We start from the raw sequence: 21,033 nt of genomic DNA, 5'->3' as shown, positions 1-21,033 counted from the left end.
GGGCTAGAGTTGGCCCATGCCACGCAGGAGAGACCGACATGGACGCGGAATCCGTGGTCCGCTGACGGCTCCCGGTTCCCCCGCTCGCCTCAGCCGTGCCCAGTCGCGGCAAGATTACTTCAGCCAATGCGTGCGCGACGCGATCGCCGCCGTGCTCGCCCACGACACCCTCGCGCTCGACGACGTTGTGGTCTGCGTGGAAGACGTTCCGTACCTCAGCAGCCGGTGGTCGGGCGAGCGCGTGCCGCTCTCCGCCGGCGTCGAGGCCGACCAGCACCAGCGCGCCCGCATCGTGCTCTACGAGCGCCCCCTCGAACACCGCGCGGCGTCGCCTGCAGCGCTCAAAGAACTCGTGCACCGCACCCTCGTCGAGCAGCTCGCCACGCTCTCCGGGCGCAGCATTGACGATCTGGGCGGCCACGACGACTGGGGTTAACGCAGGGTCGGGTCGAGTTTGGCGGTGAGCGGCTTCGCCTCCGCAACGGTGCCCGTGCCCAGTGGCACTACTGCCGCACCCTTCGTGGTCACCGCCGCGCCGACGAGCGGCTGGTCGGCGGCGACACTCACCTCGACGCCACCCTCACCCGGCACCGGCAGCGTCCCGGTGGTGCCGGGTTCCACGACGACCTCCTGCTCAGCGCCGTCGAGCGTCACCGTCGCCTTCGTTCGATTCGCACCCAGGTTGGTGAGCTGCAGTGTGGAACCCGCGGGCACAACGCCGGCCAGCGCGGAATCCTGTACCACGCCCCCACTAGCCGCAGCGACGTCGCCCATCGTCGAGTGCAACGACGCAGCCACCGGCACATCGCTGTCGACGGTGAACGCGCCGGGTTCGCCGGCGGTGCCCGCGTCGAGCGCTACCGCCACGACGGAGCGCGCCGGCACCGAGATCTCCTCTCCGCCCGTGGGCGTGAACGTGCTGGATGGCCCGTGGAAGGCCACGCTGGCCGTGGCGCGCTGCTCGCCGGGGTTGGCGATCAACACCGTCGGCTTCCCCCCGCGTGCCAGGCCGGGCAGCGTGTGCTTGGTGGCAGGCGTCGTCGAAGGGCTTGCGAAGTGCACGGTACCTGCGGTCACGCCGACGGCGAGCGCTCGGCCGCGGCTCGTCGACCAGTGCGCAACCACCGGGCCTTCGACGCCGCGGGCCAGCACGGACACGGCCACCTGACGCGTTTGCCCTGGTGAGAGCGTGATGTCGCGCGCACCCACGGCGCTAATTTCACCGTCGGGTCCGGTGACGATGAGGTCGACGGAGGCGTCGGTCGCGTCGGGGTTCGTGAGCCGCAGTTCGGCCTTCGACGCGTCGGGCCACAGCACCGTGCCGCTCGTGGCGGGGGCTTGGCAGGGCGCCCAGATGCCGTCGGCTCCGAGCACGCCGCCCGTGGGCGCGATGCCGCGGACGGTGGTGAGTGCGTTCGCAGGTTCGCGCACCACGTCGCGCGGGGCGCTCTCCTCACCGCCATACTGCGCGGTGACGACCTTCCCTTGCCCAGAGGCCAGGAGTTCACCCTCGCCGAGCGGTTGGCAGTAGACCCGGCTCTCGAGTGGCGGCGTCACCTGCGAGTCACGCTCGACCGGGACGGGCGAGATCAGGCTGATCCCCAGCGCGGCCGCCGCCCCTGCGGCCACCACGGAGACGGGCAAGATGTGCAGCTTCATCGTTCATCCTCCCCAGCCCGACGGGCACCCGCGCGCGGTTGCATCGTCGGCACCGCCAGCAACCCCAACCCGAGCAGCACGAACGCCATCCACCCGACGGCAACCCAGCGGCGCCCGGTAGAGTACTCGAGCGCGCCGCGCAACTCGCCGAGCTCGAAGGTGGGTAGGTCGCCCTCGATGCGCTTCAGCCTCGTGTCGGCGACGCGTACCTCGGCGACGTCGGGGTCGGCGATGACGAGGCGCCTGGATGCGTCGCCAGATGGAATCTTGCCTTCGACGACGGGAGCTCGCGACTCGCCGTCCTCGATGACCGCCCGGCTCACCAGGCCGGTGACGGTGAACACGGTGGCGTCGTCGCTAGGGGCGCTGGTGAGGCCCTCCGCGTTGCCGAGTGCGAGGAGCTCGTCGGACGAGAACCCGCGCAGCCACACGTGCGATACTGCGACGCGCTGCAGCTGCCGGGCGAGATCGTCGGGTACCTGACTACCGGCGAAGGCCTGCACGAGCTGCTCAAACTGCTCGCCGAGTTCGCCGCCGGGGGTGCGCTCAGCGCTACCCCACTGCGGGTGGGTGGCGTCGGCGACGTTCCACTCCAAGACGTCGCCAGACTTCTCGATCAGCAAGGCTCGGCTGTCTCGCGGTGAGGAGAGCACATTGCGCACGTACCCAGGCAGCGCTCCGCCATCGCTGGTGACGGGCCCCTGGAAGCCGACGTACGGCCACGCTCCCAGCACCACTGCAGCAAGCACGCCGGAGCCCACGACGGTAAACGCGCGCGGATGCTCTGCGGCGCGCGGGTGCTCAGCGAGCACGACGGCGGCGATCATGCCTGCGACGGTGAGCAGCGCCCAGGGCGACAGCAGCGCGCGCGTCTGGCCTCCGTCGACGGTGAGCGCCAGGCGCGAGAGCCCCACGCCGGCGATCAGCGGCGCGACGATCACCGCGGCGACGCCCCAACGTCGCCCGGGCTGCGGGATGCGCAGCAGCCCCCACGTCGCCAGCAGCGCCAGCCCGACGAAGAACCCAGCGTTCAGCCACACCGGGATGCCGGCGGGCATGAGGCGCCCGGCAAGCAGCGCCCACGCGGCGGGCGGGAAGTCGGGCCAGGCGAGCGGGTCGATGCCGGTGAGTACGCGCCCGGGGAACTGCACAAGATGCCCTAGCCAGGGCAGAAACAGCAGCCACACCGGCACGACGAACGTCGCGCCCGGCACGCCCCGCACACGCCGCATGCCGATGCCCACCGCGGCGGCGAGCGTCGCCAGCACCAGCGCCGGCGGCCAGAACGCCGCGAGCACAAACAACCAGAACGCCCCGACGGCGGGCGCGCGCAGGCGCTCAGCCCCCTCGGAGCGGTCGATGACCACGCGGTGCGCCTGCTTCACCACAAGCGGCCCGACGATGGCCGCCACCACGCCGCTGACGTCACCACCGGACGGCAGACCCAGCACCAACACCGCAGCACCCCACACCCCGGCAGCGGCCGCCGCAGTGCCCGGGCGCACCCCGAGCTGCCGCCCGAGGGAGTTCGCCGCGAGCGCCGCGAACAGCGGACCGAGCAGCACCGCGACGAAATTCGCCAGCCACGGCTGCCCGCCGAGGATGGTGCTCGTCAATGCGCCCAACCCGAGCGCCGGATTCGCCTCGCGCAGGAACGCCTGCCAGGCACCGGTGAGGCTGGCTGGGGCGGGCAGCATGCCGCCGCCAGTTACGTCGGCGCCGCCCCAGAGCCGCCAGCTCGCTCCGACGCCGGCGAGCAAGAACGCGAGCACCAGCAATAGCCCAGGCGCGATCAGCGGACGCGGGGCGGCGTCGTGGGTGCCGAATTCGTCGGAGGTGAGCTCGTCGAGGGAAGTGTCGGAGGTGAAGTCGCGGTAGCGCCCGGCCACCGCGCTGCCCACAGAGTCGAAGGCCTTGCGCAGGCCCCAGCTCCTGGCGGGCAGCAGGTCGTCAACGGCGGAGGCGTCGCCCTCCGGCACGCGCTCGCGAAGGGCGCGGGTGACATTGCGGGTGGACGCGAACCGCCGGTGGGCGCGCAGCTCCGCTCGGGCGTGGCCAGGTGATTTGGCGAGTAGGAATCCGACGGCGCGGCACCAGCTGCCCAACCGCAGCCGCGCCGACCCAGCGCCGTGCACGCGGGCGACGCGCAGGGCCGCGAGGCGATCGTCGAAGTGCGGATGGTGAGCCATGGGGCGCTCCCCCGCCATCGACGCCTGCCGGTGCACGAGCGTCGCGGTCGGTGCCGTCACTACTCGCCAGCCGGCGATGTTGGCGCGCCAGCCGAGGTCTACGCCGTCGCGGTGCCCGGGCAGTTCGGGGGCGAGCCCGCCGAGTTCGCGCCATAGCCCCCCGCGCACCAGCATGCCCGCCGTGGAGCCACCCAAGGTGGCCCCTGGTTCGAGCTGACGCTGGTCGACGTCACCTTCCTCGGGAATGCCGACGCGGCGCCCGCCTTTGGTCATCGACTGCCCGCACTCGGCGATGATGTCTGGGTAGTTGCGCCGCCTGGGCTCGATCAGTTTGGGGAACAGGAGGTCGGCGGTGGGTGCGATCGCGAGCAGTTCGGCCAGCGCTGTCGGATCGGGTGCGGAGTCGTCGTGCAGCACCCAGATCCAGGCCGGTTCACCGTCGATGCCCGCGGCCACGGCGTCCGCGAAACCGCACTCGCGCTCGGCGGAGACCACCTTGTCAATGACGCCCTCATCCACGGCGGCGCGCAACAACTCAGCCGACTCATCTGTCGACGCAACATCCACGGCGACGACGGCACCCGGGCGCTGCGTCATGGCACCGAGCGCGTCGAGTTGTTCGGGTAGCCACGACGCGGCGTTGTGCACCACCATCACGGCTGCGACGTCGTCGGGGTGTACTGGCTCAGGGACGAACTCCGCATCATCCTCGTCGGCCCACGCCCAAAGATCTTTGAAGCGCTGCCCTTCCTCGGCTTCGCTCACGCGCTCCTCCGTGTTTAGACTGCTGCGCGCTTGAGTTTACGTCGTTCCCGCTCGGAGAGCCCACCCCAGATGCCGAAGCGCTCATCGTGTGCGAGGGCGTACTCGAGGCACTGCTCCTTCACGTTGCACTTCTGGCACACGCTCTTGGCTTCGCGAGTGGAGCCGCCCTTTTCAGGGAAGAAGGCCTCAGGATCCGTTTGGGCGCACAAGGCCTCCGCCTGCCAACCGTAGGCGCCTTCGTCGTCGTCCAAAAGCATCAGTTCTTCGTTCACCGGGCCCTCCTTCCCCATGAATTACACACGTGTTATTCGAACACGTCAAGCGGGGAGAGAAAAGTGCTCAGCGCTTCACAACACGACACGCCGAGCAGTGTCCGTGGTCATCCGCTCAACGGCGCTGGGAGTGAACGCGACGCCTCGGTGGACGCAGCAGCGTGCCATCCGGGTCATCTTCCACTGCGCGCGGCCACGGGGACGACACTTGACGCCAACCATCGGGCGGGGTCGAGGCTTTCCCGAAGCGTGAACGTTCGAGGCCCACCGGCGTGAGCGCGGATTCCGGATGCTCGGCGCGCTCCGGATGGGGAGACAACGGCACGTCCGGGGATGCCGTCGAAGCGGCCGAGGTGACCGAGCCGTTCAGCGGGGCCGACGGAGTGTTTCCCTGCAGCGGAAGTAGTAGCGGAACGCTCCCATCCTGCCGAATCCTGGGTGTGGTGAATTCACGGCGAACTAGGGCGACGTCCCAAGCCGCCCACACGGTGAGCACCACGGCGACGACGAATGCCGCAGTCAAATCGATCACGAGCGCCACGCCATGATTCCTACCGACTTGCTCTGCAGCTGGCCAAGCCAAACACACCATCACGCCGCGAAAGACAACACCAATCGCTGAACACAGCACTACCACCATGCGCGCCCACACGGCGACGTTGCTCGCCACCACCGATAGTGCAACACTCAACCACAGCGCCCACATGGGCACGACACCCCCGCGTTGCAGGAGCGCCAAACCTTCCGGATCGAGCGTCTGCAGCATCAGCGAGACCCCTTGCGCCAGGCCTGCGAGCGCGAGGCAAACCACGAGCAGCGAGGGCAGCAGGCTCGTCGCAGGGCGGTCGGGTCGAGTCATGCCAATTCGGCTCCATACTCCTCGGCCACCTTGGCGACGAGGGCTTTCACGTTTTCGAGGTCGTCCAGGCTCGCGACCAGCGTGGCCTGAGGAGTCACGACGACGAGCTGCCGTTCCAGCCCCAGCGCGGCGACGACGTGATCATTGCCTGTCATATTGAGGACGATACAGCCGGAGGAGTTCATCATGACCGTGGCGCCGCGGAGGGCGTTTCCGTCTGCGTCGCACGGGAGCAGCTCAGCATAGCTGGCGTAGCCTCCGACGTCCTTCCACTCCACCTCGAGCGGCACGCTCACCACCTGCGCGTCGGTTAGACCAGTGGAGGCTGGCTCCATGATCGCGTAATCCACCGACGTCTTCGTCAGCGTCGGGAAGAGTTCGTCGAGCGTTTCGGGCTCGCGGGCTATCCGTCGGATCTTCGCCGCATTCTCCGGCAGGAGCTGGTCGAGCTGCGCGAGGAGGGTGCTGGCGCGCCACACGAACATGCCGGCGTTCCACCAGTACTCGCCGGATTCGAGATAGCGCTCCGCGACCTCGGCGCTCGGCTTTTCCTTGAACTCGCTGACACGAAAGACGCCTGGCTCCACCTCGTCGGCGCGATGGAGGTAACCGTATCCGGTGTGCGGGGAGGTGGGCACCACGCCCAGGGTGCACAACGCGTCGGCGTGCTGTTCCGCGGCCTCGAATGCGCGTCGCAGCGCGGCTTGGAAGCGCTCGACGGGGGTGATGATCTGGTCGGCGGTGACCATCGCCACCACAGCACCCGGGTGGCGCTGCGCCAACACCGCGGCCGACCAGGCCACCGCGTTGAGCGAGTCTCGGCCCACGGGTTCCCCAAGGAGGTTCTCGGGCAGGAGCTCCGGAATCTGCTCGCGGACGTCATCGGCATAGTCCCGTCCAGTGCACACCAGCACCTGCTCCGCGGGAACGAGCCCCTCGAGCCGCTCCCACGCCAACCGCAGCAGCGACTTCCCCTCGAACATGTCCAGGAGCTGCTTCGGGCGGCCCTTGCGAGACAGCGGCCACAGACGGGTGCCGGACCCGCCGGCCATGATGACGACGTAACGCATGGAGTAACTCTAATGCAACGTGAGGCCGTCACTCTGCTGCGCTGCGGCCATCCCACTACGATAGCCACCATGTTCTCCGACGTGTTCACTCGCCCGAGCCCTGCCCCACTCGTCACCTACTACGAGGGAGACGCCCGCGTCGAGCTGTCCGGCGTCACCTTCTCGAACTGGGTGATGAAAACGGCAAATTTCTTCAACGATCTCGGCGGTGAGAGCGACGAAGCCCTCGCGCTCGGCTTGGCCGACACCCATCCCGGCCACTGGGTGTCGCTGATCTGGACGGCGGCAACCTGGTTCGCCGGCGGGAAGGTCGTCGCGGGAGTCCCGGAGGACGCCGCGTTCGCGGTGGTCGGCCCGGATGATGCCAGACGAGGTGACGTCACCGTCGCGTGTTCGTTGCACCCGCTCGGGCTCGGTTTCGACGCCATTCCCCCCGGTTGCGCCGACTACGCCGACGTGCTCGCACAGCCCGACGCCGCCGTCGAGGGAATGCCCGCCCCCACCGACCCCGCCTGGGGCGACCACTCCTACACCGATCTCGACAGCGTCGAAGGACGCACCACCCGCTTACTGTTCACCCAGCCGACCTGCAGCTGGGAGTTCCTCCGCGACGCGCTCGTCGCCCCGCTGCGCGGCGGCGGTTCGAGTGTCATCGCGGTCGGCGTCGACGATGCGCGCGTGCGCGAGATCGCCGTCGCTGAGAGGGCGTCGATCAGCGAGGCGTGAGCCCGACGTGGGCTGCGACGAAGGCGAGCTGATCGGTGTATTCGCGCAGCTGGGCGTGCTTCGGTTTGCCCGTGCCGTGGCCGGCGCGCGTATCGACGCTGAGCCAGAACGGCCCGCCCTTACCCGTGTGCTGGAGCTCGGCGGCGAACTTGTAGGAGTGCGCCGGAACCACGCGGTCGTCGTGATCGGCCGTAGTAATGAGCGTCGGCGGGTATTGGACGGCGCGCACGTTGTGCAGCGGGGAATACCGCAGTAGGTACTCCGCGACGCCGGGCTCGTCGGGGTTGCCGTAGTCCCTCGCCCAGGCCCAGCCGATGGTGAAGCGGTGGTAGCGCAGCATGTCGAGCACGCCGACGCTCGGCAGCACGACCGCCCACAGATCGGGGCGCTGCGTCAGCCCGGCGGCAGCTAGGAGCCCGCCGTTGGATCGCCCGTGCAAGGCGAGCTGCGACGGCGTGGTCACCCCGTCGGCGATGACGCGCTCGGCTACCGCGAAGAGGTCGTCGAACACCTGTTGTTTGTGTGCTTTCGTGCCCTGCTCGTGCCACTGTTCCCCGAACTCTCCGCCGCCGCGCAGATTGGGGATGACGAGGGTGCCGCCCGCGGCAATCCAGGCCGCGAAGATCGGTGTGTGGTCTGGCATGACGGGGATGTTGAATCCGCCGTAGCCCCACATCAGGGTCGGGCGCGGGCCGTCGGTGAGCCCGTCGGGTTCGATGACGAAAGCCGGCACCTCGGCGCCATCGCTCGACGTCACGCGGATGCGGCGCGTGCGGCTGGGCACGGTGAACTGCCCATCTGGCCTTGTGGTGCCCCAGTCGACGAGTGTGGCTCCGTCGACGACGGCGTGCGCCCGCTGCCCTCGGTCGGTGAACGTGGATGTGGCGAGGAACACGTCGTCGGAGTCCTCGTGTGTTGCGAGCCCCGCGATGCTGACGCCGTCGCCAATCGGCAGGGCATCGCCGGGCACGCCGTCGAGGTCGAGCAGCTCGACGAACGACTGCGCGTCCACCATCCAGTGCGCGACGTAGCCGGTGCGGGTGGCGTCGAAGGCGAGCAATGTCTGGTCTGAACGCTCGGCCACGAGCTCGCGCCTGGCCCCGTCGAGGAGATCGACGGCGACCACCCGGCCACGCGGCGCGTCTTCGTCGGTGCCGCAGATGAGCTCCCGCCCGCGCACCGCGACCGGCCACCACTGGCCCTCGCCATCGACGAGGAGCCGCAGTTCGGCATCCTCATGCCGTCGTACAAATACCTGGGTGCGCGATTCCATGCCTCGACGCGTAAACAACAGGCACCACTCGTCGTCGGGGAAACGGTACTGCATCGTCCGGGGGTCGTCGGGTTGCCAGTACAGCTCGCTACGACGCGAATCCATGTCGAAGGCATACATGGCGCCGGCGGCGTTCTCGTCGGTGAGCGCGTTGCCGGTGGGCTCCGGGTAGGCCCAGTAGGTGAAGCGGCGGCCGCCAGGCAGCCAGGTGGGCATGTTCCACTTCGCCCAGCGGATCTCGACGCCGGTGTCGTCGAGCGACGCGAGGTCAAGCACGCGGATGGTGTGCCAGTCGGAGCCTGCCTCCGAGACGGCATACGCCAGGAGCGAGGCGTCGTCGTTGGGCTCGAACTGCACGATGGCGGTGGCGCCGTCGCCGCCGTTGGGGTCGAGGATGGTCTCGGCGGCTTCCAATTCTTCAAAGCTGCGGGCGCGCACGACGCGGGGCTGGTCGTCGCCGTCGTTGTGCCACGCGAACAACCACCCGCCGCGCTGCACGGGGCAGTTGCGGGTGGGTTCCGACAGCACGCAGCGAAGGATGCGCTCGAACGCGTCGCGGTTTGGCAGCGCGTCGAGTTTGGGGCGCGACAACGCGTTTTGCGCCTCGACGAAGGCGTCCGTGTCCGGTGATGGTTTCTCGAGCCACCGGTATGGATCTGCGACGGTGTGCCCGCCGATGGCGTCAACTACCGTCTCGTCACGTCTTGCGGCCGGGTACATAGTGCTCTCCTCAGGCAGGGGTCGAGCGCATGAAACCGGCGCCCCAGCACCCGTGCATCACTGCGAGCACGAGCGGTAGGCGGAGCTTCGCCTGGAAGTCGGCGTCGATGCGCAGCGTCGCCACCAACACAAACAGTGTGTAGACGACAGGCGCGAGCAGTAGGAAAGTGAGGTACCGGTTGCGAGCGAGCAGCCCGACAAGCCCACCCAGCAGGCCCCCGGCGAATCCGGCGACGGCGATGGGCGGGGCGAGGTAACGCACGGATGCGGTTTCGGGATAGCGACGGATGATCTCTCGACGCCAGCTGCCCGTGCGGTAGAACTGTTGCGCGAGCGCCGTGTACGTCGAGCGTGGCCGGTACACCACCCGCAGCTCGGGCGAAAACCAAATGCGGAAGCCAGCCTTGCGCAGGCGGTAGTTCAGCTCCCAATCCTGCGCGCGGTGCAACGACTCGTCGAAGCCACCCACCGATTCCAACGCATCCCGACGGAACACGCCAAGGAAGACGGTCTGAGCCGGCCCAGCAGGGGTGTCTTTCACGTGGAATCCGCCGCCGCCCAGGCCATACGGCGAGTTGTACGCTGCCGCGATAGCGCGCTCGAGCGGGGTGCGCCCGTGGGCATCCATGACCCCTCCGACGTTGGCCGCCCCCGTTTCTTCCAGAAGCTGTACCGCCTTGACGATGTAGCCGTCGCTTAGTTCACCGTGTCCGTCGACGCGCACGATGACGTCGTACTGCGCTGCGGCGATGGCGATGTTCAGCCCAGCCGGTGTGTACCCCGTCGGGTTGTCGACGACGGTGACTTCCCCGTGCTTCTCAGCCAGCGCGGCGGCGATGGCTTCCGTGCGATCCTCCGAAGGCCCGACGGCGATGATGATTTCCAGCTGGCCGTCCCTGTCTTGCTGCAGTACACGCTCGACGGCGGCCTCCAGGTGCGCTTCTTCGTTACGCACCGGCATCACGACGCTGACATCCATACTCGCCACTGTATCGAGCCCTCCCCAACATCCCTCGACTGTGCGCACACCAGATTCGTATTTCGGCCCTCTGCAGCCGGTTTTTTGCATCTGGTGTGCGCTCAGTCGCGTAATGCTCAATAACCCGGTCAGCTCACCGAGCAGACTGACTGGAGATCATCCGTGGATTGGCCTGCGGTGTAGGCCTCGTCATCGCTCTCCACGGTGGCCGAGGGCGTGGGCGCTGGCGTCGACGCGCTGGGCTGTGTGCTTGGTGCGGCGGACTCGCTCGGCTGCGGGCTCGGCGCAGCAGGTTTCGCACTCTTACTGGCTTCATCGGCCTGCTCTGCAGCAGCGATGGACTCTGTAACCGTCTTACGAATCAGCCCGAAATCGGGGTGGGCGGTGTCCGGGATGAGCGGGGGCATGAAGTTCACGGAGGCGATCTGCTTGTTGCGCGCTTCCAGCGCGAGCCCGGCGAGCTCGACGATCTGGTCGCGCGGGACATCGGTGAGCAGGAGGTCTTTGCCGGCTTCGGAGAGTTCGACGAAACGGGTAGCCACCACCTGCGGGTCAAGCTGCGACACCATCGCGCTCATCACGCACTTCTGGCGTTGCATGCGCTCGTAATCACTCGATCCGTGCCTTGAGCGCGCGAACCACAGCGCGCGTTTGCCGTCGAGATGTACGCCTTTGCCGGGTTCGATGTAGTCGTATACGGGCGAGCTACCGCCGCCGATGGGGATGCGCTTCATCACGTCAAGGTCGATGCCGCCCATCGCGTCGATGATCGATGAGAAGCCGTGCATGTCCACCAGCGCGTAGTAGTTAATGTCGAGGCCGAGCGTCTCCCCCACCGCCGCCTTCGTGGCGGCCAGCCCGACATTGGTGCCCTCCGGGAACTGGTCGGCATGCTCCTCGGCGCTGGTCCAGACCGCGTTCAGCATGCACTTGTCGTTCTCGCACCGGAACCCGTCGGGGTAGATCGCGTGCATGGGGGAACCTTCCGGAAATGGCACGCCCTGCATGTTCCGGGGCAGCCCGAAGATCACTGTCTGGCCCGTTTCCGCGTCGATCGATGCGACGTTGATGGAATCCGCGCGCACCCCGATGCGCTCGTCGGATGCATCGACGCCCAGCAGCATGATGTTGTAGCGGCCGGCCTTCTTCTCGGTGTCCCCGCCTCCCGGCAGCACGGAACCGACGTTGCCCGCGGCCGCAAACGCCCCCGCGACGAAGTTCGTCACCAACCCCATCACCACGACCAGCACCACGACCGTGAGCGTCATGGCAAGACGTGTTCGCTGCGGCAGCTCCATCGGGCGTGACAGGCGCCAGGAGTCGATCAACAGCGCGACCCAGCCGATGAACATCAGCCAAAGCACCACCCGGCACACCACCGTGACCCACGGTGTGAGGAAGAACCCGACGGTAGCTCCAGGGGCAACGAGCGCCGCAAGACCGACGACGAGCAGCAGCACGAGCAAGCCCGCGAGCACGCGTGCCGCGATCACTCCCACGCGACGGTTTCCGGCGTAGCGCTGCACGGAGCCCGGCAGCACTGCGGAGAACAGGAGGAAACCGATCGATCTGCGCAGACGAACGCGTTCCACCTCGGCTTGGGCGTCGGTCACAGCGATCCTCCTGAGGGTTCGGGTCGATCAAGTATGGCTCTACCCGACGAGATGCCTCGCCCATGGCACGCCGAGTCGCACACGATTGGCTTCCACGTATGATCGTTATGTGGCGAATCGGGATGATCTGCAATGGCTGTACGACGGGGATAACTCGGAACACACGCGTGTCATGCCCGCTTCCGAGATTCCCGACGACGCCCCCGCACCCGATTGGGTGACCCCATCGCGCGAACCCGGCCCGGATCAGCGGCGCCCGGATGCCCCGTCGGCGTATCCGGAGCAGTACCCACCGCCGGGCTACCAACCCCCGACGCCGTACCCGTACCCGCCTGCCCCGCCGCCGGCGCAGCCGGGCCGACGTCGGCGTCGAAAGAAGCGCCGCCCCTTCAAACTGCTGATGCTGCTGTTCGTGCTGTGGATTGCCTACCTCGTGACGGTGCCCGTGCTGGCGTTCATGAACATCGCGACGGTGAAGGGTATTGAGAGCGAGCTCTCCGATCAGCCGGGCACGGCGGTGCTGCTCGTCGGCAGCGACGGTCGCGGCGATCTCTCGCCCGAAGACCGACGGCGCCTCGGCACCGGATCTACCGAGGGCGGGCGCACCGACACGATGATGCTGCTCTACACGGCCCCGAACGGGAAGTCGGCGCTGCTGAGCTTCCCGCGGGACTCCTACGTCGACATCCCCGGCCACGGTAAGAACAAACTCAATGCCGCGTACGCGCTGGGCGGCGCGCCGCTGCTCATCCGCACCATCGAAAGCAACACCGGCATCAAGATCGACGGCTACTTGGAGATCGGCATGCTCGGGCTCGTTGACGTTGTGGACGCCGTCGGAGGCATCGAAATCTGCCCCAAGCAGGCCATCAAGGATCGCGATTCACACCTTGATATCCCCGGCGGCTGCCAGAATGCCGACGGTGTCACCGCCCTCAGCTACGCCCGGATGCGAAAAGCCGACAAGCGCGGCGACCTTGGCCGGATGGAGCGCCAGCGGGAGGTGATGGGCCAGATCATGAAGTCCGTCATGCACCCCATGACCTTCATCAACCCTGTCCGGTACTGGAACGTCAACACTGGTGCCGCGCGTTCCCTGACCCGCACTGAAGGCACGGGGATCGGGGCGGTCGCTGGGGCCGGCGTCGGGTTGGTCTCTGGCGCGACGGGCAACAGCGTCGCGCTCACCGTGCCCATCTCGAATCCGAATGCGCGCACATCGGCGGGCTCGTCGGTGATCTGGGACGAAGAGAACGCGTCGAAGGTGTTCAATGCCATAGCCAGGGGCGATATCGACGCAGTTGCCGAGCATCAGTAAAGCTCGCCGTCAGCGCCGCGTACGCAGATTTCCGTCGTTCAGTCGTGTTGCAATGACCTCCCCTACCCCTACCCTGGATAACGACTGCACACATGAAGGAGAGAGATCGTGAGCCAGCAGCAATGGAATAACCACCCGCAGGGTGGAGCGCAGGGCGGCTACCAAGGCCCACCTGGTGGTCAGCCTCAGGGCCCCGGAAGCTTCGGAGGCCAGCAGCCGAACCAAGGTCCTCACTTCCAGGGGGGACAGCAAGGCGGTAACCCGCAGGGTGCTCCTGGCGGCTACCAGCAGCAGGGCCCTGCAGGCCCAGGCGCCCCTGGCGGCCCAGGTGGTTACGGTGGTCCTGGCGGTCCGGGCGGCTACGGCGGCCCTGGTGGCCCCGGCGGCCCGGTTGGCACGAAGAAGAAGTCGAAGCTTCCCGTCGTAATCAGCGGCGTCGTCGCAGCGGGCCTGGTGGCCGGCGGCGGATTCCTCGCGTACAACTTCTTTAACGGAGCTTCCCCCTCGGCGGCCACGGCGGGCATTCCGAACAACGCCATCGCCGTCGTCGAGCTGTCGCTCAACCCGGCGGACGCGGACAAGCTCGCGCTGAAGAACATCGTCGAGAAGTTCCCTCAGGGCGACGACATGCCTGACACGGATGACTACAAAGAGATCCTGTGGGAGCTCGTCGCCGACGATGACAGCGACATCAACTACAAGGAAGACGTGAAGCCTTGGTTGGGCAACTCGCTCTCATTCGGCATCCTGCCCTCCGAGGGCGGCGCCAGCAGCGACGATGAGGAGTTCGGCCCACTCGGTGATAGCCCCGTCACGCCGGTGCTGGCGGTGGAGGTCACCGACGAGGGCAAGGCCGATGCGTTCATGAAGGAGCACGGCAAGGACAACAGCAAGCACTTCTTCCACGAGAACCTGATGGTGATCGAGGATAAAGACTCCGACCTCAAGGCTGCGCTCGAGAACGGCTCCGTGAAGGACAACGAGCAGTACAAGGCCGACATGAAGGCCCTCGAAGGGGGCAACCTTGCCAGCGCTTGGGTGAGCCCGAAGGCCGTCGAGATGGTCCTGAAGAACAGTAACCCCCGTGAGTTCGATGCTGACGTCGTCCAACAGTTGGAGACGCTGAAGTCGCTGCACGGCGCGCTTGGCCTGCACGTCGAAGACAACACGCTCACGCTGCACGCCTCGTTCGCCTCAGATTTTGAAAACGGCAAGAGCGAGTCTGTGAAGGACTTCGTGGACTCGCTTCCCGCCGAGGCCCCGATGGCGTTCGGCATCGCCTTCAACGACGAGATGATCAGCCAGCTGTGGAAGCAGATCGCTGACACCCCAGAGCTGCAGGAGCCGCTCACCCAGGTAGGCATCCAGTCCGAGGAAGACATGAAGGCGCTGTTGGGAAAGCAGCTCGCGATTGCCGTCGGCGGAGAGTCCTCAGGTGGGGACATGGACGACGTGAAGCTGGGCGTCAAGGTTGCCACCGACGACGTCGAACGCCATAACGCCATCCTCGACCCGGTGTTCGAGCAGCTGGAAGCGCAGGGCGGTCAAGTTCCGGTGGAGCGCGGCGCTGACGGCAACACGGTCACCTACACGCGCGGCTACTCCGCCGACGAGGTAACGGGCGGGTCGCTGAAGGACAACGACTTCTACAAGAAGGTTGTCACCGACGATGCGCAGGCCATCGTGTTCGTGAACATGAATGCCATCGCTGAATTGAGCGACAGCACTATGGATGAGGAGTCGAAGCAGTACGTCGACCCGATCGCAGCTGTCGGCATGATGAGCAGCGTCGACGGTCAGCGGACGAAGACTGTTGTGCGGGTGGTCTTCGACGACTAATCCCTCACACGTAGGTGAAGGGCTCGGCGATTACGCCGGGCCCTTCATTCGTTGCTGTGGTGTTCAGAGCGCAGAGCGCACTTTTTCGCCCTTCGCGCGGGCGAGGTCGCGGAGCTCAGCTTGGAACGTGAGCATCTTCTCCTGCAGGGCGGGGTTGGCTGCCGCCAGCATCCGCACTGCGAGCAGGCCCGCGTTGCGCGCGTTGCCGATGGCCACCGTCGCGACGGGCACCCCCGCCGGCATCTGCACGATCGACAGCAACGAGTCGAGCCCGTCAAGCTGCTTCAAGGGCACCGGAACCCCGATCACCGGCAGCGGTGTGAGAGAAGCGAGCATGCCGGGAAGGTGCGCTGCTCCCCCGGCGCCCGCGATGATCGCCTTGATGCCCCGACGGTGCGCCTCCCGGCCGAAGGTCACCATGTCTTCGGGCATCCGGTGGGCGGAGACCACGTCGGCCTCATAGGCGACGTCGAACTCCTCGAGTGCCTTCGCGGCGGGCTCCATCGTCGGCCAATCCGAGTCCGAGCCCATCACAATGCTCACGAGCGGATCAGTCATCCTTCACTCCCATCATGTAGTTTGCGGCGTGCCGGGCGCGACGGCGCACGTCGTCGACGTCGTCGCCGGTGCAGGTGATGTGCCCCACCTTGCGCCCTGGCCGCACGTCCTTGCCGTAGAGGTGTGCGTGGGCATGGCGGTCGCGGGCGTAGACGTGCTGCAGCGCGCCGGTGAGATCGTCCTCAGAACCACCCAGCACGTTGGCCATGACGACGACCGGCGCGGTCATGTCGGGCGCACCGAGCGGCAGATCCAGCACCGCGCGAATGTGGTTGTCGAACTGGCTGGTGTGGGCACCGTCGATGGTCCAGTGGCCGGTGTTGTGCGGGCGCATGGCGAGCTCGTTGACGACGATGCGCCCATCGGGTGCTTCCATGAGCTCCACCGCGAGGACGCCGACGACGCCCAGTTCGCTCGCGATGCGGATGGCCATCGACTGCAGCTGGGCGGCGCGCTCGTCGGTAAGCCCCGGCGCGGGCGTGGTCGTTTCGACGCAGATGCCGTCGCGCTGCACCGTCTCAGAAATGGGATACGCCACCACCTGGCCCGACGGCGACCGCACGACGATGGCGGAGAGTTCACGGGTGAAGTCGATGAACTCCTCGGCGACGATGCGCACGGGCTCCCCCGCCGACACCTTGGGCTTGTTCGCAAACACCTGCGCCACCTCGTCGGGGGCGTCGATCTTCCACACGCCCTTGCCGTCGTAACCGCCGCGGGAAGTTTTGAGAATGATCGGCCATCCCTGCTGCTCGCCGAACGCAACGGCGTCCGCGGCGCTGTCACACACGACGTAGGCGGGGCAGGGCACGTCGAGTTCACTCATGCGCTGCCGCATCGCGGCCTTGTCTTGGGCGTACTGGAGCGCGTCGGGGCCGGGCCTGGCCTCGACGTCGAGTGCGCGCAGGTGTTTCGTCGGGACGTGTTCGTGGTCGAACGTGATCACCTGGCAGCGTTCGGCGAAACGTTCGAGGTCGGCAAGATCGGTGTAGTCGCCGACGAACGCGTCGGGCACCACTTGCGCCGCGGATACCCCATCGGCTTCTGCGAAGAGGTGAACGTCGATGCCGAGGCTGATGGCGGCCTGCTGCATCATTCGGGCCAGCTGCCCGCCGCCGATGATTCCGACTGAGTAACGCACGGCCTTGACTCTACCGCCAGCCCATCGGCGCCCGGGTGTGGACTACTCGCCGCGGGGGTCTCCGTCGGGGCCATCCTCGTTGAAGAGGAGATCGTTGATAATCATCTGGCTGCGCTCCACGTCGGGAATGTCGTGCAGCTCGAGCGGATTACCCGCGGCCGTCTCCAGCGTGAGCGTGCCGCAGCCGAAGATGCGGTCGATGATGTCGCGGTCGTAGTTCACGTTGTTGATGCGGCGCAGCGGCAGGTCGTGGCCTTTACGGTTGAGGATGCCGTGGCGGGTGATGATGCGTCGATCCGTGATGGCGATCGTCGAGGTGTACCACCTCAGCCACGGCAGGAACACCAGCCAGATGAACAGCACGATCACCACTGCGACGAGCGCCCAGATACCGGCGGGTTTCCAACCTTCGGGCATGAATGCGATGCCGACCCCGGTGGCTGCGCCCAGCAGGATCAGGATGATGATGGGCCAGATCAGCGCCTTGGGGTGTTCGCGCAGGCGGAGCACCATGGTTTCCCCGGCGCCCAAGTACTTCTCGTTGAATGCCATGGCGTCATACTCTCACGCCAGGCGCGCATGCACCACGTCTCCGACGGCGAACGATTCCATGCCGCGAGCGGTGCGCACCTCGAGGCACCCGTCGTGATCGACGTCGTGCCCGACACCGGGGATCGGGTCGCTGCCCGTGACGGAGATGGTCAGGTCAGCGCCGATGGAGCCGCAGCGGGCACGGTACTCGTCGCGCAGCGTGCCGGTGCGCTCCCATTCGCGGTAGTAGCGCTCGAAGTGGGTGAGCACGCCGGCGACGACATCGGAGGCGGTCGTTTCGAATCCGGCGAGCAGGAGGGAGTTCGCCGTCGGCACCGGGAGTTGCTCCTTGGTGAGGGTGAGATTGATGCCGAGCCCGACGATGGCGCGCGCCCCGCTCGGGCTCTCGACGAGTTCGGAGAGGATGCCGCACACCTTGCCACCATCCACCAACACGTCGTTGGGCCATTTCAGGGTGACGTCGACGTCCGCGGGCGCGAGCGCCCCCAACGCATCGACGACGGCGAGCCCCGTCAGCAGCGACAGCCAGCCCCAGCGTTCCCTGGGCTGCGTGGGGGCAAGAAGCATCGACATCGCCACCGCCGCGTCGGGGGGTGTCACCCAGGTTCGGGCGAGCCTGCCGCGCCCGGCGGTTTGTTCCCCCGCGAGCAGTACATGCCCGGCCGCTCGCCCGGCGTGCGCTTCGACGGAGAGGTCGGCGTTCGTCGAACCAGTGGAGGCGACGTAGTCCAGCGGCCCCCACATCGTGTCGGCGGGGAGCTGGCCCTTGATGGAAGGAATATCGATGCGTGTTTCGATCACGAAACGTGAGTCTAGGCCCTGGTGCGGCGTCGGTTCTCGCAACTCGGCGCCTCGAAGCGGCGCGGGCGGTATGGTGGCGGCATGGAGATCGACACCCAGACCACTGCGGGTCGCATCGCCGAGCTGGGAGAACGCATCGACGCGGCAATCCACGCAGGCTCGGCGCAGGCCGTCGCGAAACAGCATGCCAAAGGCAAACAGACTGCCCGCGAGCGCATTCACATGCTGCTCGACGAGGGCACCTTCCAAGAATTCGACCAATTTTCTCGTCACCGCACCACCGCGTTCGGCATGGATGCCAAGCGCCCCTTCGGCGACGGTGTCATCACCGGCACCGGGGAGATCCACGGCCGGCCGGTGTGTGTGTTCAGCCAGGACGTCACCATCTTCGGTGGCGCGCTGGGGCAGGTGTACGGCGAGAAGATCGTCAAGATTCAAGACTTCGCGCTGAAGACCGGCGTGCCGATCATCGGCATCAACGAGGGCGGCGGCGCGCGCATCCAAGAAGGCGTGGTCTCGCTCGGCCTCTACGGCGAGATTTTCCGCCGCAACACCCACGCGTCGGGTGTGATTCCGCAGATCTCGCTCATCATGGGTGCGGCGGCGGGCGGCCACGTCTACGGGCCGGCGCTCACGGACTTCGTAGTGATGGTCGACCAGACGTCGCAGATGTTCATCACCGGCCCGCAGGTCATTAAGACGGTGACCGGCGAGGACGTCTCGATGGAGGATTTGGGTGGCGGGCGCACCCACAACACCAAATCTGGCAACGCGCACTACCTCGCGGCCGACGAGAACGACGCTATCGAGTACGTGCGCGACCTCATCTCGTACCTGCCGCAGAACAACCTCGAGGATCCGCCGATTTTCGACGACGAGGAAGTCGACCTCACCATCACCGACCACGATCGCGAGCTGGACACCCTCATCCCCGATTCTCCGAACCAGCCCTACGACATGCTGGAGATCATCCGCAATGTGCTCGACGACGACGAGTTCCTCGAAGTCATGCCGCTGTTCGGACGTTCCCTGCTGTCGGGTTTTGGGCGTATTGAAGGCCGCACTATCGGCATCATCGCGAACCAGCCGACGGTATTCGCAGGCTGCCTCGACATTGACTCGGCGGAGAAAGCCGCCCGGTTCGTGCGTACCTGCGATGCCTTCAACATTCCGGTGCTGACGTTCGTCGACGTGCCCGGCTTCCTGCCTGGCGTCGATCAGGAGCACCGCGGCATCATTCGTCGCGGCGCAAAACTCATCTACGCCTACGCCGAAGCCACCGTCCCGCTACTCACCGTCATCACCCGCAAGGCCTACGGCGGCGCGTACGTGGTGATGGGGTCCAAACACCTGGGTGCAGACATCAACTTCTCCTGGCCGACGGGGCAGATCGCCGTGATGGGCGCGTCGGGAGCGGTGGAGATTCTCTACCGCAAGCAACTCGCAGAGGCCGACGACCCTGCAGCCGAGCGCGACCGGCTCGTGCGCGAGTACGACGACGAGCTCACCAACCCATATGTGGCGGCCGACCGCGGCTACATCGACCAGGTGATCTACCCACACGAGACGCGCGCGCAGGTGATTCGGGCGCTGCGCCTGCTGCGCACCAAGCGCGAGACGCTACCGCCGAAGAAGCATGGGAACATTCCGCTATGAGTGAGCCGACGAGGTCCGTGCGCGGCACGCCGCTCACCGACGAAGAGTTCGCGGCGCTGGTTGCTGTGCTGGCGAAGAAGCGTCAGTCGGATGCGCTGCACCGCAACGATGACCGTCCGCTCGCAGGCGGTTGGAATTCGTACTATCGCATCCTGCGTCCCCCGCTGGTGCCCGGACGTGAAGCGTGGCGGCGCCGCTGATGCGCGTCGTCTTAGCGTCGAAATCCGAAGCCAGGCGCAGGGTGCTGCGCGACGCGGGTATCGAGGCCGACGTTGTCATTTCCGGCTTCGACGAGTCCGCCGTCCGCGACCCTTCGCCCACCGCACTGTGTGCACGCCTGGCTGAGGCTAAGGGGCTCACCGTGGCGGAACAGCTCACCGACGACAACGTCGTCGTGCTGGCGGCGGATACCGTGATGGAGATCGAGGGCAAGGCGCGCGGCAAGCCGCGTACACCCGAGGCTGCTTTCAAGCTGTGGCAGCGGATGCGCGGGCATACGGCGGTCATCCACACGGGGCATTTCGTGCTGGTTCGCCGCGGTGGGCACGACGAGCACAGCACCCAGATTCGGTCGACCACCGTGAACTTCGCCGATCTCTCCGACGAGGAGATCGCGGCGTACATCGCCACCGGCGAACCCGTCAACGTGGCCGGCGGTTTCTCCATCAACCGCCTCGGCGGGGCATTCGTCACCGCGCTGAACGGCGACCCCTTCAACGTCGTCGGCATCTCCCTGCCGCTCGTCCGGCAGATGCTGATCGATTTCGACGTCCCCTGGCACACGCTCTGGCAGGCGCCGTCGCAATAGGGCTGGCGGAGTCCGCCCGCGAAGCTGTCCCCCCCCCGGCTCCCTCCCGTCCGGCATAGGTAACCTGTGCGGCTCACTTGCGGATCAAGTGTCACCTGCCTCCCGACGTTGATGTGTCGCTCCAATCCTTCTGAGGGTGTGGTTTGCGGTGGAGTTGTGTGATTGGTGGGTCGGTTGTGTGTGAGTTGACCCTCTGGGCGCGTAGTGTTCTTTGCATGGCTGGTGGGTTTGATGA

Annotated in this window: 19 protein-coding genes; 7 read left to right on the top strand and 12 right to left on the bottom strand. The window is 66.9% G+C overall.

The window, feature by feature from the left end:
* Positions 1-16 precede the first annotated feature (16 nt).
* Complete coding sequence (locus Q0X68_RS09820; RefSeq protein ID WP_297750970.1) at positions 17-436, top strand: metallopeptidase family protein; 420 nt, start codon at positions 17-19, stop codon at positions 434-436.
* Here Q0X68_RS09820 and Q0X68_RS09815 read toward each other — a convergent pair.
* The 5 genes from Q0X68_RS09815 to Q0X68_RS09795 all read right to left on the bottom strand — a co-directional run bounded on the left by Q0X68_RS09815 (position 433) and on the right by Q0X68_RS09795 (position 6,814).
* A complete protein-coding gene (locus Q0X68_RS09815; protein ID WP_297750967.1) occupies positions 433-1,659 on the bottom strand; it encodes a DUF5719 family protein in 1,227 nt (408 codons plus the stop codon). The genes Q0X68_RS09820 and Q0X68_RS09815 overlap by 4 nt on opposite strands.
* Positions 1,656-4,613: a glycosyltransferase family 2 protein gene (locus tag Q0X68_RS09810; protein ID WP_297750963.1), complete on the bottom strand. Its 2,958-nt coding sequence runs from the start codon at positions 4,611-4,613 to the stop codon at positions 1,656-1,658. Before Q0X68_RS09810 ends, Q0X68_RS09815 begins: the two co-directional genes overlap by 4 nt.
* A gap of 14 nt (positions 4,614-4,627) precedes the next feature.
* The gene (locus Q0X68_RS09805) at positions 4,628-4,870 is read right to left on the bottom strand and encodes a WhiB family transcriptional regulator (protein ID WP_108872412.1); all 243 of its coding nucleotides are present in this window, start codon (positions 4,868-4,870) and stop codon (positions 4,628-4,630) included.
* 130 nt (positions 4,871-5,000) lie between these two features.
* Positions 5,001-5,744, bottom strand: coding sequence for a hypothetical protein (locus Q0X68_RS09800; protein WP_297750960.1), 744 nt, complete (start codon positions 5,742-5,744; stop codon positions 5,001-5,003).
* Positions 5,741-6,814, bottom strand: a complete 1,074-nt coding sequence (locus Q0X68_RS09795; RefSeq protein WP_297750958.1) for a mannose-1-phosphate guanylyltransferase — start codon at positions 6,812-6,814, stop codon at positions 5,741-5,743. Before Q0X68_RS09795 ends, Q0X68_RS09800 begins: the two co-directional genes overlap by 4 nt.
* A 69-nt stretch (positions 6,815-6,883) precedes the next feature.
* Here Q0X68_RS09795 and Q0X68_RS09790 point away from each other — a divergent pair, with 69 nt between their 5' ends.
* Entirely contained in the window at positions 6,884-7,540 is a 657-nt protein-coding gene (locus Q0X68_RS09790; protein ID WP_297750955.1) for a TIGR03089 family protein, read from the top strand.
* On the opposite strand, the gene Q0X68_RS09785 is transcribed toward Q0X68_RS09790, so the two are convergent.
* The 3 genes from Q0X68_RS09785 to Q0X68_RS09775 form a co-directional block, all read right to left on the bottom strand.
* A complete protein-coding gene (locus tag Q0X68_RS09785; protein ID WP_297750952.1) occupies positions 7,527-9,533 on the bottom strand; it encodes a prolyl oligopeptidase family protein in 2,007 nt (668 codons plus the stop codon). The genes Q0X68_RS09790 and Q0X68_RS09785 overlap by 14 nt on opposite strands.
* A 10-nt stretch (positions 9,534-9,543) precedes the next feature.
* Complete coding sequence (locus Q0X68_RS09780) at positions 9,544-10,512, bottom strand: glycosyltransferase family 2 protein (protein ID WP_297750949.1); 969 nt, start codon at positions 10,510-10,512, stop codon at positions 9,544-9,546.
* Between the two features lie 128 nt (positions 10,513-10,640).
* Positions 10,641-12,125 carry an LCP family protein gene (locus Q0X68_RS09775; protein WP_297750946.1) on the bottom strand — a complete coding sequence of 495 codons (1,485 nt, stop codon included), beginning with the start codon at positions 12,123-12,125 and terminating at the stop codon, positions 10,641-10,643.
* 109 nt (positions 12,126-12,234) lie between these two features.
* On the opposite strand from Q0X68_RS09775, the gene Q0X68_RS09770 reads away from it, so the two are divergent.
* On the top strand, positions 12,235-13,443 hold the full coding sequence (locus Q0X68_RS09770; RefSeq protein ID WP_297750943.1) for an LCP family protein: 1,209 nt from the start codon (positions 12,235-12,237) through the stop codon (positions 13,441-13,443).
* A gap of 108 nt (positions 13,444-13,551) precedes the next feature.
* On the top strand, positions 13,552-15,282 hold the full coding sequence (locus Q0X68_RS09765; protein WP_297750940.1) for a DUF3352 domain-containing protein: 1,731 nt from the start codon (positions 13,552-13,554) through the stop codon (positions 15,280-15,282).
* 63 nt (positions 15,283-15,345) lie between these two features.
* Here the strand turns inward: Q0X68_RS09765 and purE are convergent, their stop codons facing one another.
* The 4 genes from purE to Q0X68_RS09745 form a co-directional block, all read right to left on the bottom strand.
* Positions 15,346-15,840: a 5-(carboxyamino)imidazole ribonucleotide mutase gene (gene purE / locus Q0X68_RS09760; protein WP_297750937.1), complete on the bottom strand. Its 495-nt coding sequence runs from the start codon at positions 15,838-15,840 to the stop codon at positions 15,346-15,348.
* Positions 15,833-16,936, bottom strand: coding sequence for a 5-(carboxyamino)imidazole ribonucleotide synthase (locus tag Q0X68_RS09755; RefSeq protein WP_297750993.1), 1,104 nt, complete (start codon positions 16,934-16,936; stop codon positions 15,833-15,835). Before Q0X68_RS09755 ends, purE begins: the two co-directional genes overlap by 8 nt.
* Positions 16,937-17,023: 87 nt before the next feature.
* On the bottom strand, positions 17,024-17,533 hold the full coding sequence (locus Q0X68_RS09750; protein WP_297750934.1) for a PH domain-containing protein: 510 nt from the start codon (positions 17,531-17,533) through the stop codon (positions 17,024-17,026).
* A gap of 12 nt (positions 17,534-17,545) precedes the next feature.
* A complete protein-coding gene (locus Q0X68_RS09745) occupies positions 17,546-18,334 on the bottom strand; it encodes a biotin--[acetyl-CoA-carboxylase] ligase (protein WP_297750931.1) in 789 nt (262 codons plus the stop codon).
* Between the two features lie 81 nt (positions 18,335-18,415).
* On the opposite strand from Q0X68_RS09745, the gene Q0X68_RS09740 reads away from it, so the two are divergent.
* From Q0X68_RS09740 to Q0X68_RS09730, 3 genes are read left to right on the top strand one after another with little or no spacing between them, the layout of a single operon-like run.
* The gene (locus Q0X68_RS09740; protein WP_297750928.1) at positions 18,416-19,990 is read left to right on the top strand and encodes an acyl-CoA carboxylase subunit beta; all 1,575 of its coding nucleotides are present in this window, start codon (positions 18,416-18,418) and stop codon (positions 19,988-19,990) included.
* Positions 19,987-20,190 carry an acyl-CoA carboxylase subunit epsilon gene (locus Q0X68_RS09735; RefSeq protein ID WP_108871457.1) on the top strand — a complete coding sequence of 68 codons (204 nt, stop codon included), beginning with the start codon at positions 19,987-19,989 and terminating at the stop codon, positions 20,188-20,190. The genes Q0X68_RS09740 and Q0X68_RS09735 overlap by 4 nt, the downstream gene beginning before the upstream one ends.
* On the top strand, positions 20,190-20,798 hold the full coding sequence (locus Q0X68_RS09730; RefSeq protein WP_297750923.1) for a nucleoside triphosphate pyrophosphatase: 609 nt from the start codon (positions 20,190-20,192) through the stop codon (positions 20,796-20,798). Before Q0X68_RS09735 ends, Q0X68_RS09730 begins: the two co-directional genes overlap by 1 nt.
* The last annotated feature ends 235 nt before the right edge of the window (positions 20,799-21,033 follow it).

Source organism: uncultured Tessaracoccus sp. (genome assembly GCF_947286155.1).
Classification (GTDB): Bacteria; Actinomycetota; Actinomycetes; order Propionibacteriales; family Propionibacteriaceae; genus Arachnia.
This window is presented reverse-complemented; position numbering and strand designations above follow the sequence as displayed.

Excerpts from the sequence above, each read along its gene's own strand:
- purE (WP_297750937.1), bottom strand. The coding sequence starts at position 15,840 with ATGACTGATCCGCTCGTGAGCATTGTGATGGGCTCGGACTCGGATTGG.
- Q0X68_RS09780 (WP_297750949.1), bottom strand. The coding sequence starts at position 10,512 with ATGGATGTCAGCGTCGTGATGCCGGTGCGTAACGAAGAAGCGCACCTG.
- Q0X68_RS09800 (WP_297750960.1), bottom strand. The coding sequence starts at position 5,744 with ATGACTCGACCCGACCGCCCTGCGACGAGCCTGCTGCCCTCGCTGCTC.
- Q0X68_RS09795 (WP_297750958.1), bottom strand. The coding sequence starts at position 6,814 with ATGCGTTACGTCGTCATCATGGCCGGCGGGTCCGGCACCCGTCTGTGG.
- Q0X68_RS09750 (WP_297750934.1), bottom strand. The coding sequence starts at position 17,533 with ATGGCATTCAACGAGAAGTACTTGGGCGCCGGGGAAACCATGGTGCTC.
- Q0X68_RS09805 (WP_108872412.1), bottom strand. The coding sequence starts at position 4,870 with ATGCTTTTGGACGACGACGAAGGCGCCTACGGTTGGCAGGCGGAGGCC.
- Q0X68_RS09785 (WP_297750952.1), bottom strand. The coding sequence starts at position 9,533 with ATGTACCCGGCCGCAAGACGTGACGAGACGGTAGTTGACGCCATCGGC.
- Q0X68_RS09735 (WP_108871457.1), top strand. The coding sequence starts at position 19,987 with ATGAGTGAGCCGACGAGGTCCGTGCGCGGCACGCCGCTCACCGACGAA.
- Q0X68_RS09815 (WP_297750967.1), bottom strand. The coding sequence starts at position 1,659 with ATGAAGCTGCACATCTTGCCCGTCTCCGTGGTGGCCGCAGGGGCGGCG.
- Q0X68_RS09790 (WP_297750955.1), top strand. The coding sequence starts at position 6,884 with ATGTTCTCCGACGTGTTCACTCGCCCGAGCCCTGCCCCACTCGTCACC.
- Q0X68_RS09755 (WP_297750993.1), bottom strand. The coding sequence starts at position 16,936 with ATGATGCAGCAGGCCGCCATCAGCCTCGGCATCGACGTTCACCTCTTC.
- Q0X68_RS09740 (WP_297750928.1), top strand. The coding sequence starts at position 18,416 with ATGGAGATCGACACCCAGACCACTGCGGGTCGCATCGCCGAGCTGGGA.
- Q0X68_RS09730 (WP_297750923.1), top strand. The coding sequence starts at position 20,190 with ATGCGCGTCGTCTTAGCGTCGAAATCCGAAGCCAGGCGCAGGGTGCTG.
- Q0X68_RS09820 (WP_297750970.1), top strand. The coding sequence starts at position 17 with ATGCCACGCAGGAGAGACCGACATGGACGCGGAATCCGTGGTCCGCTG.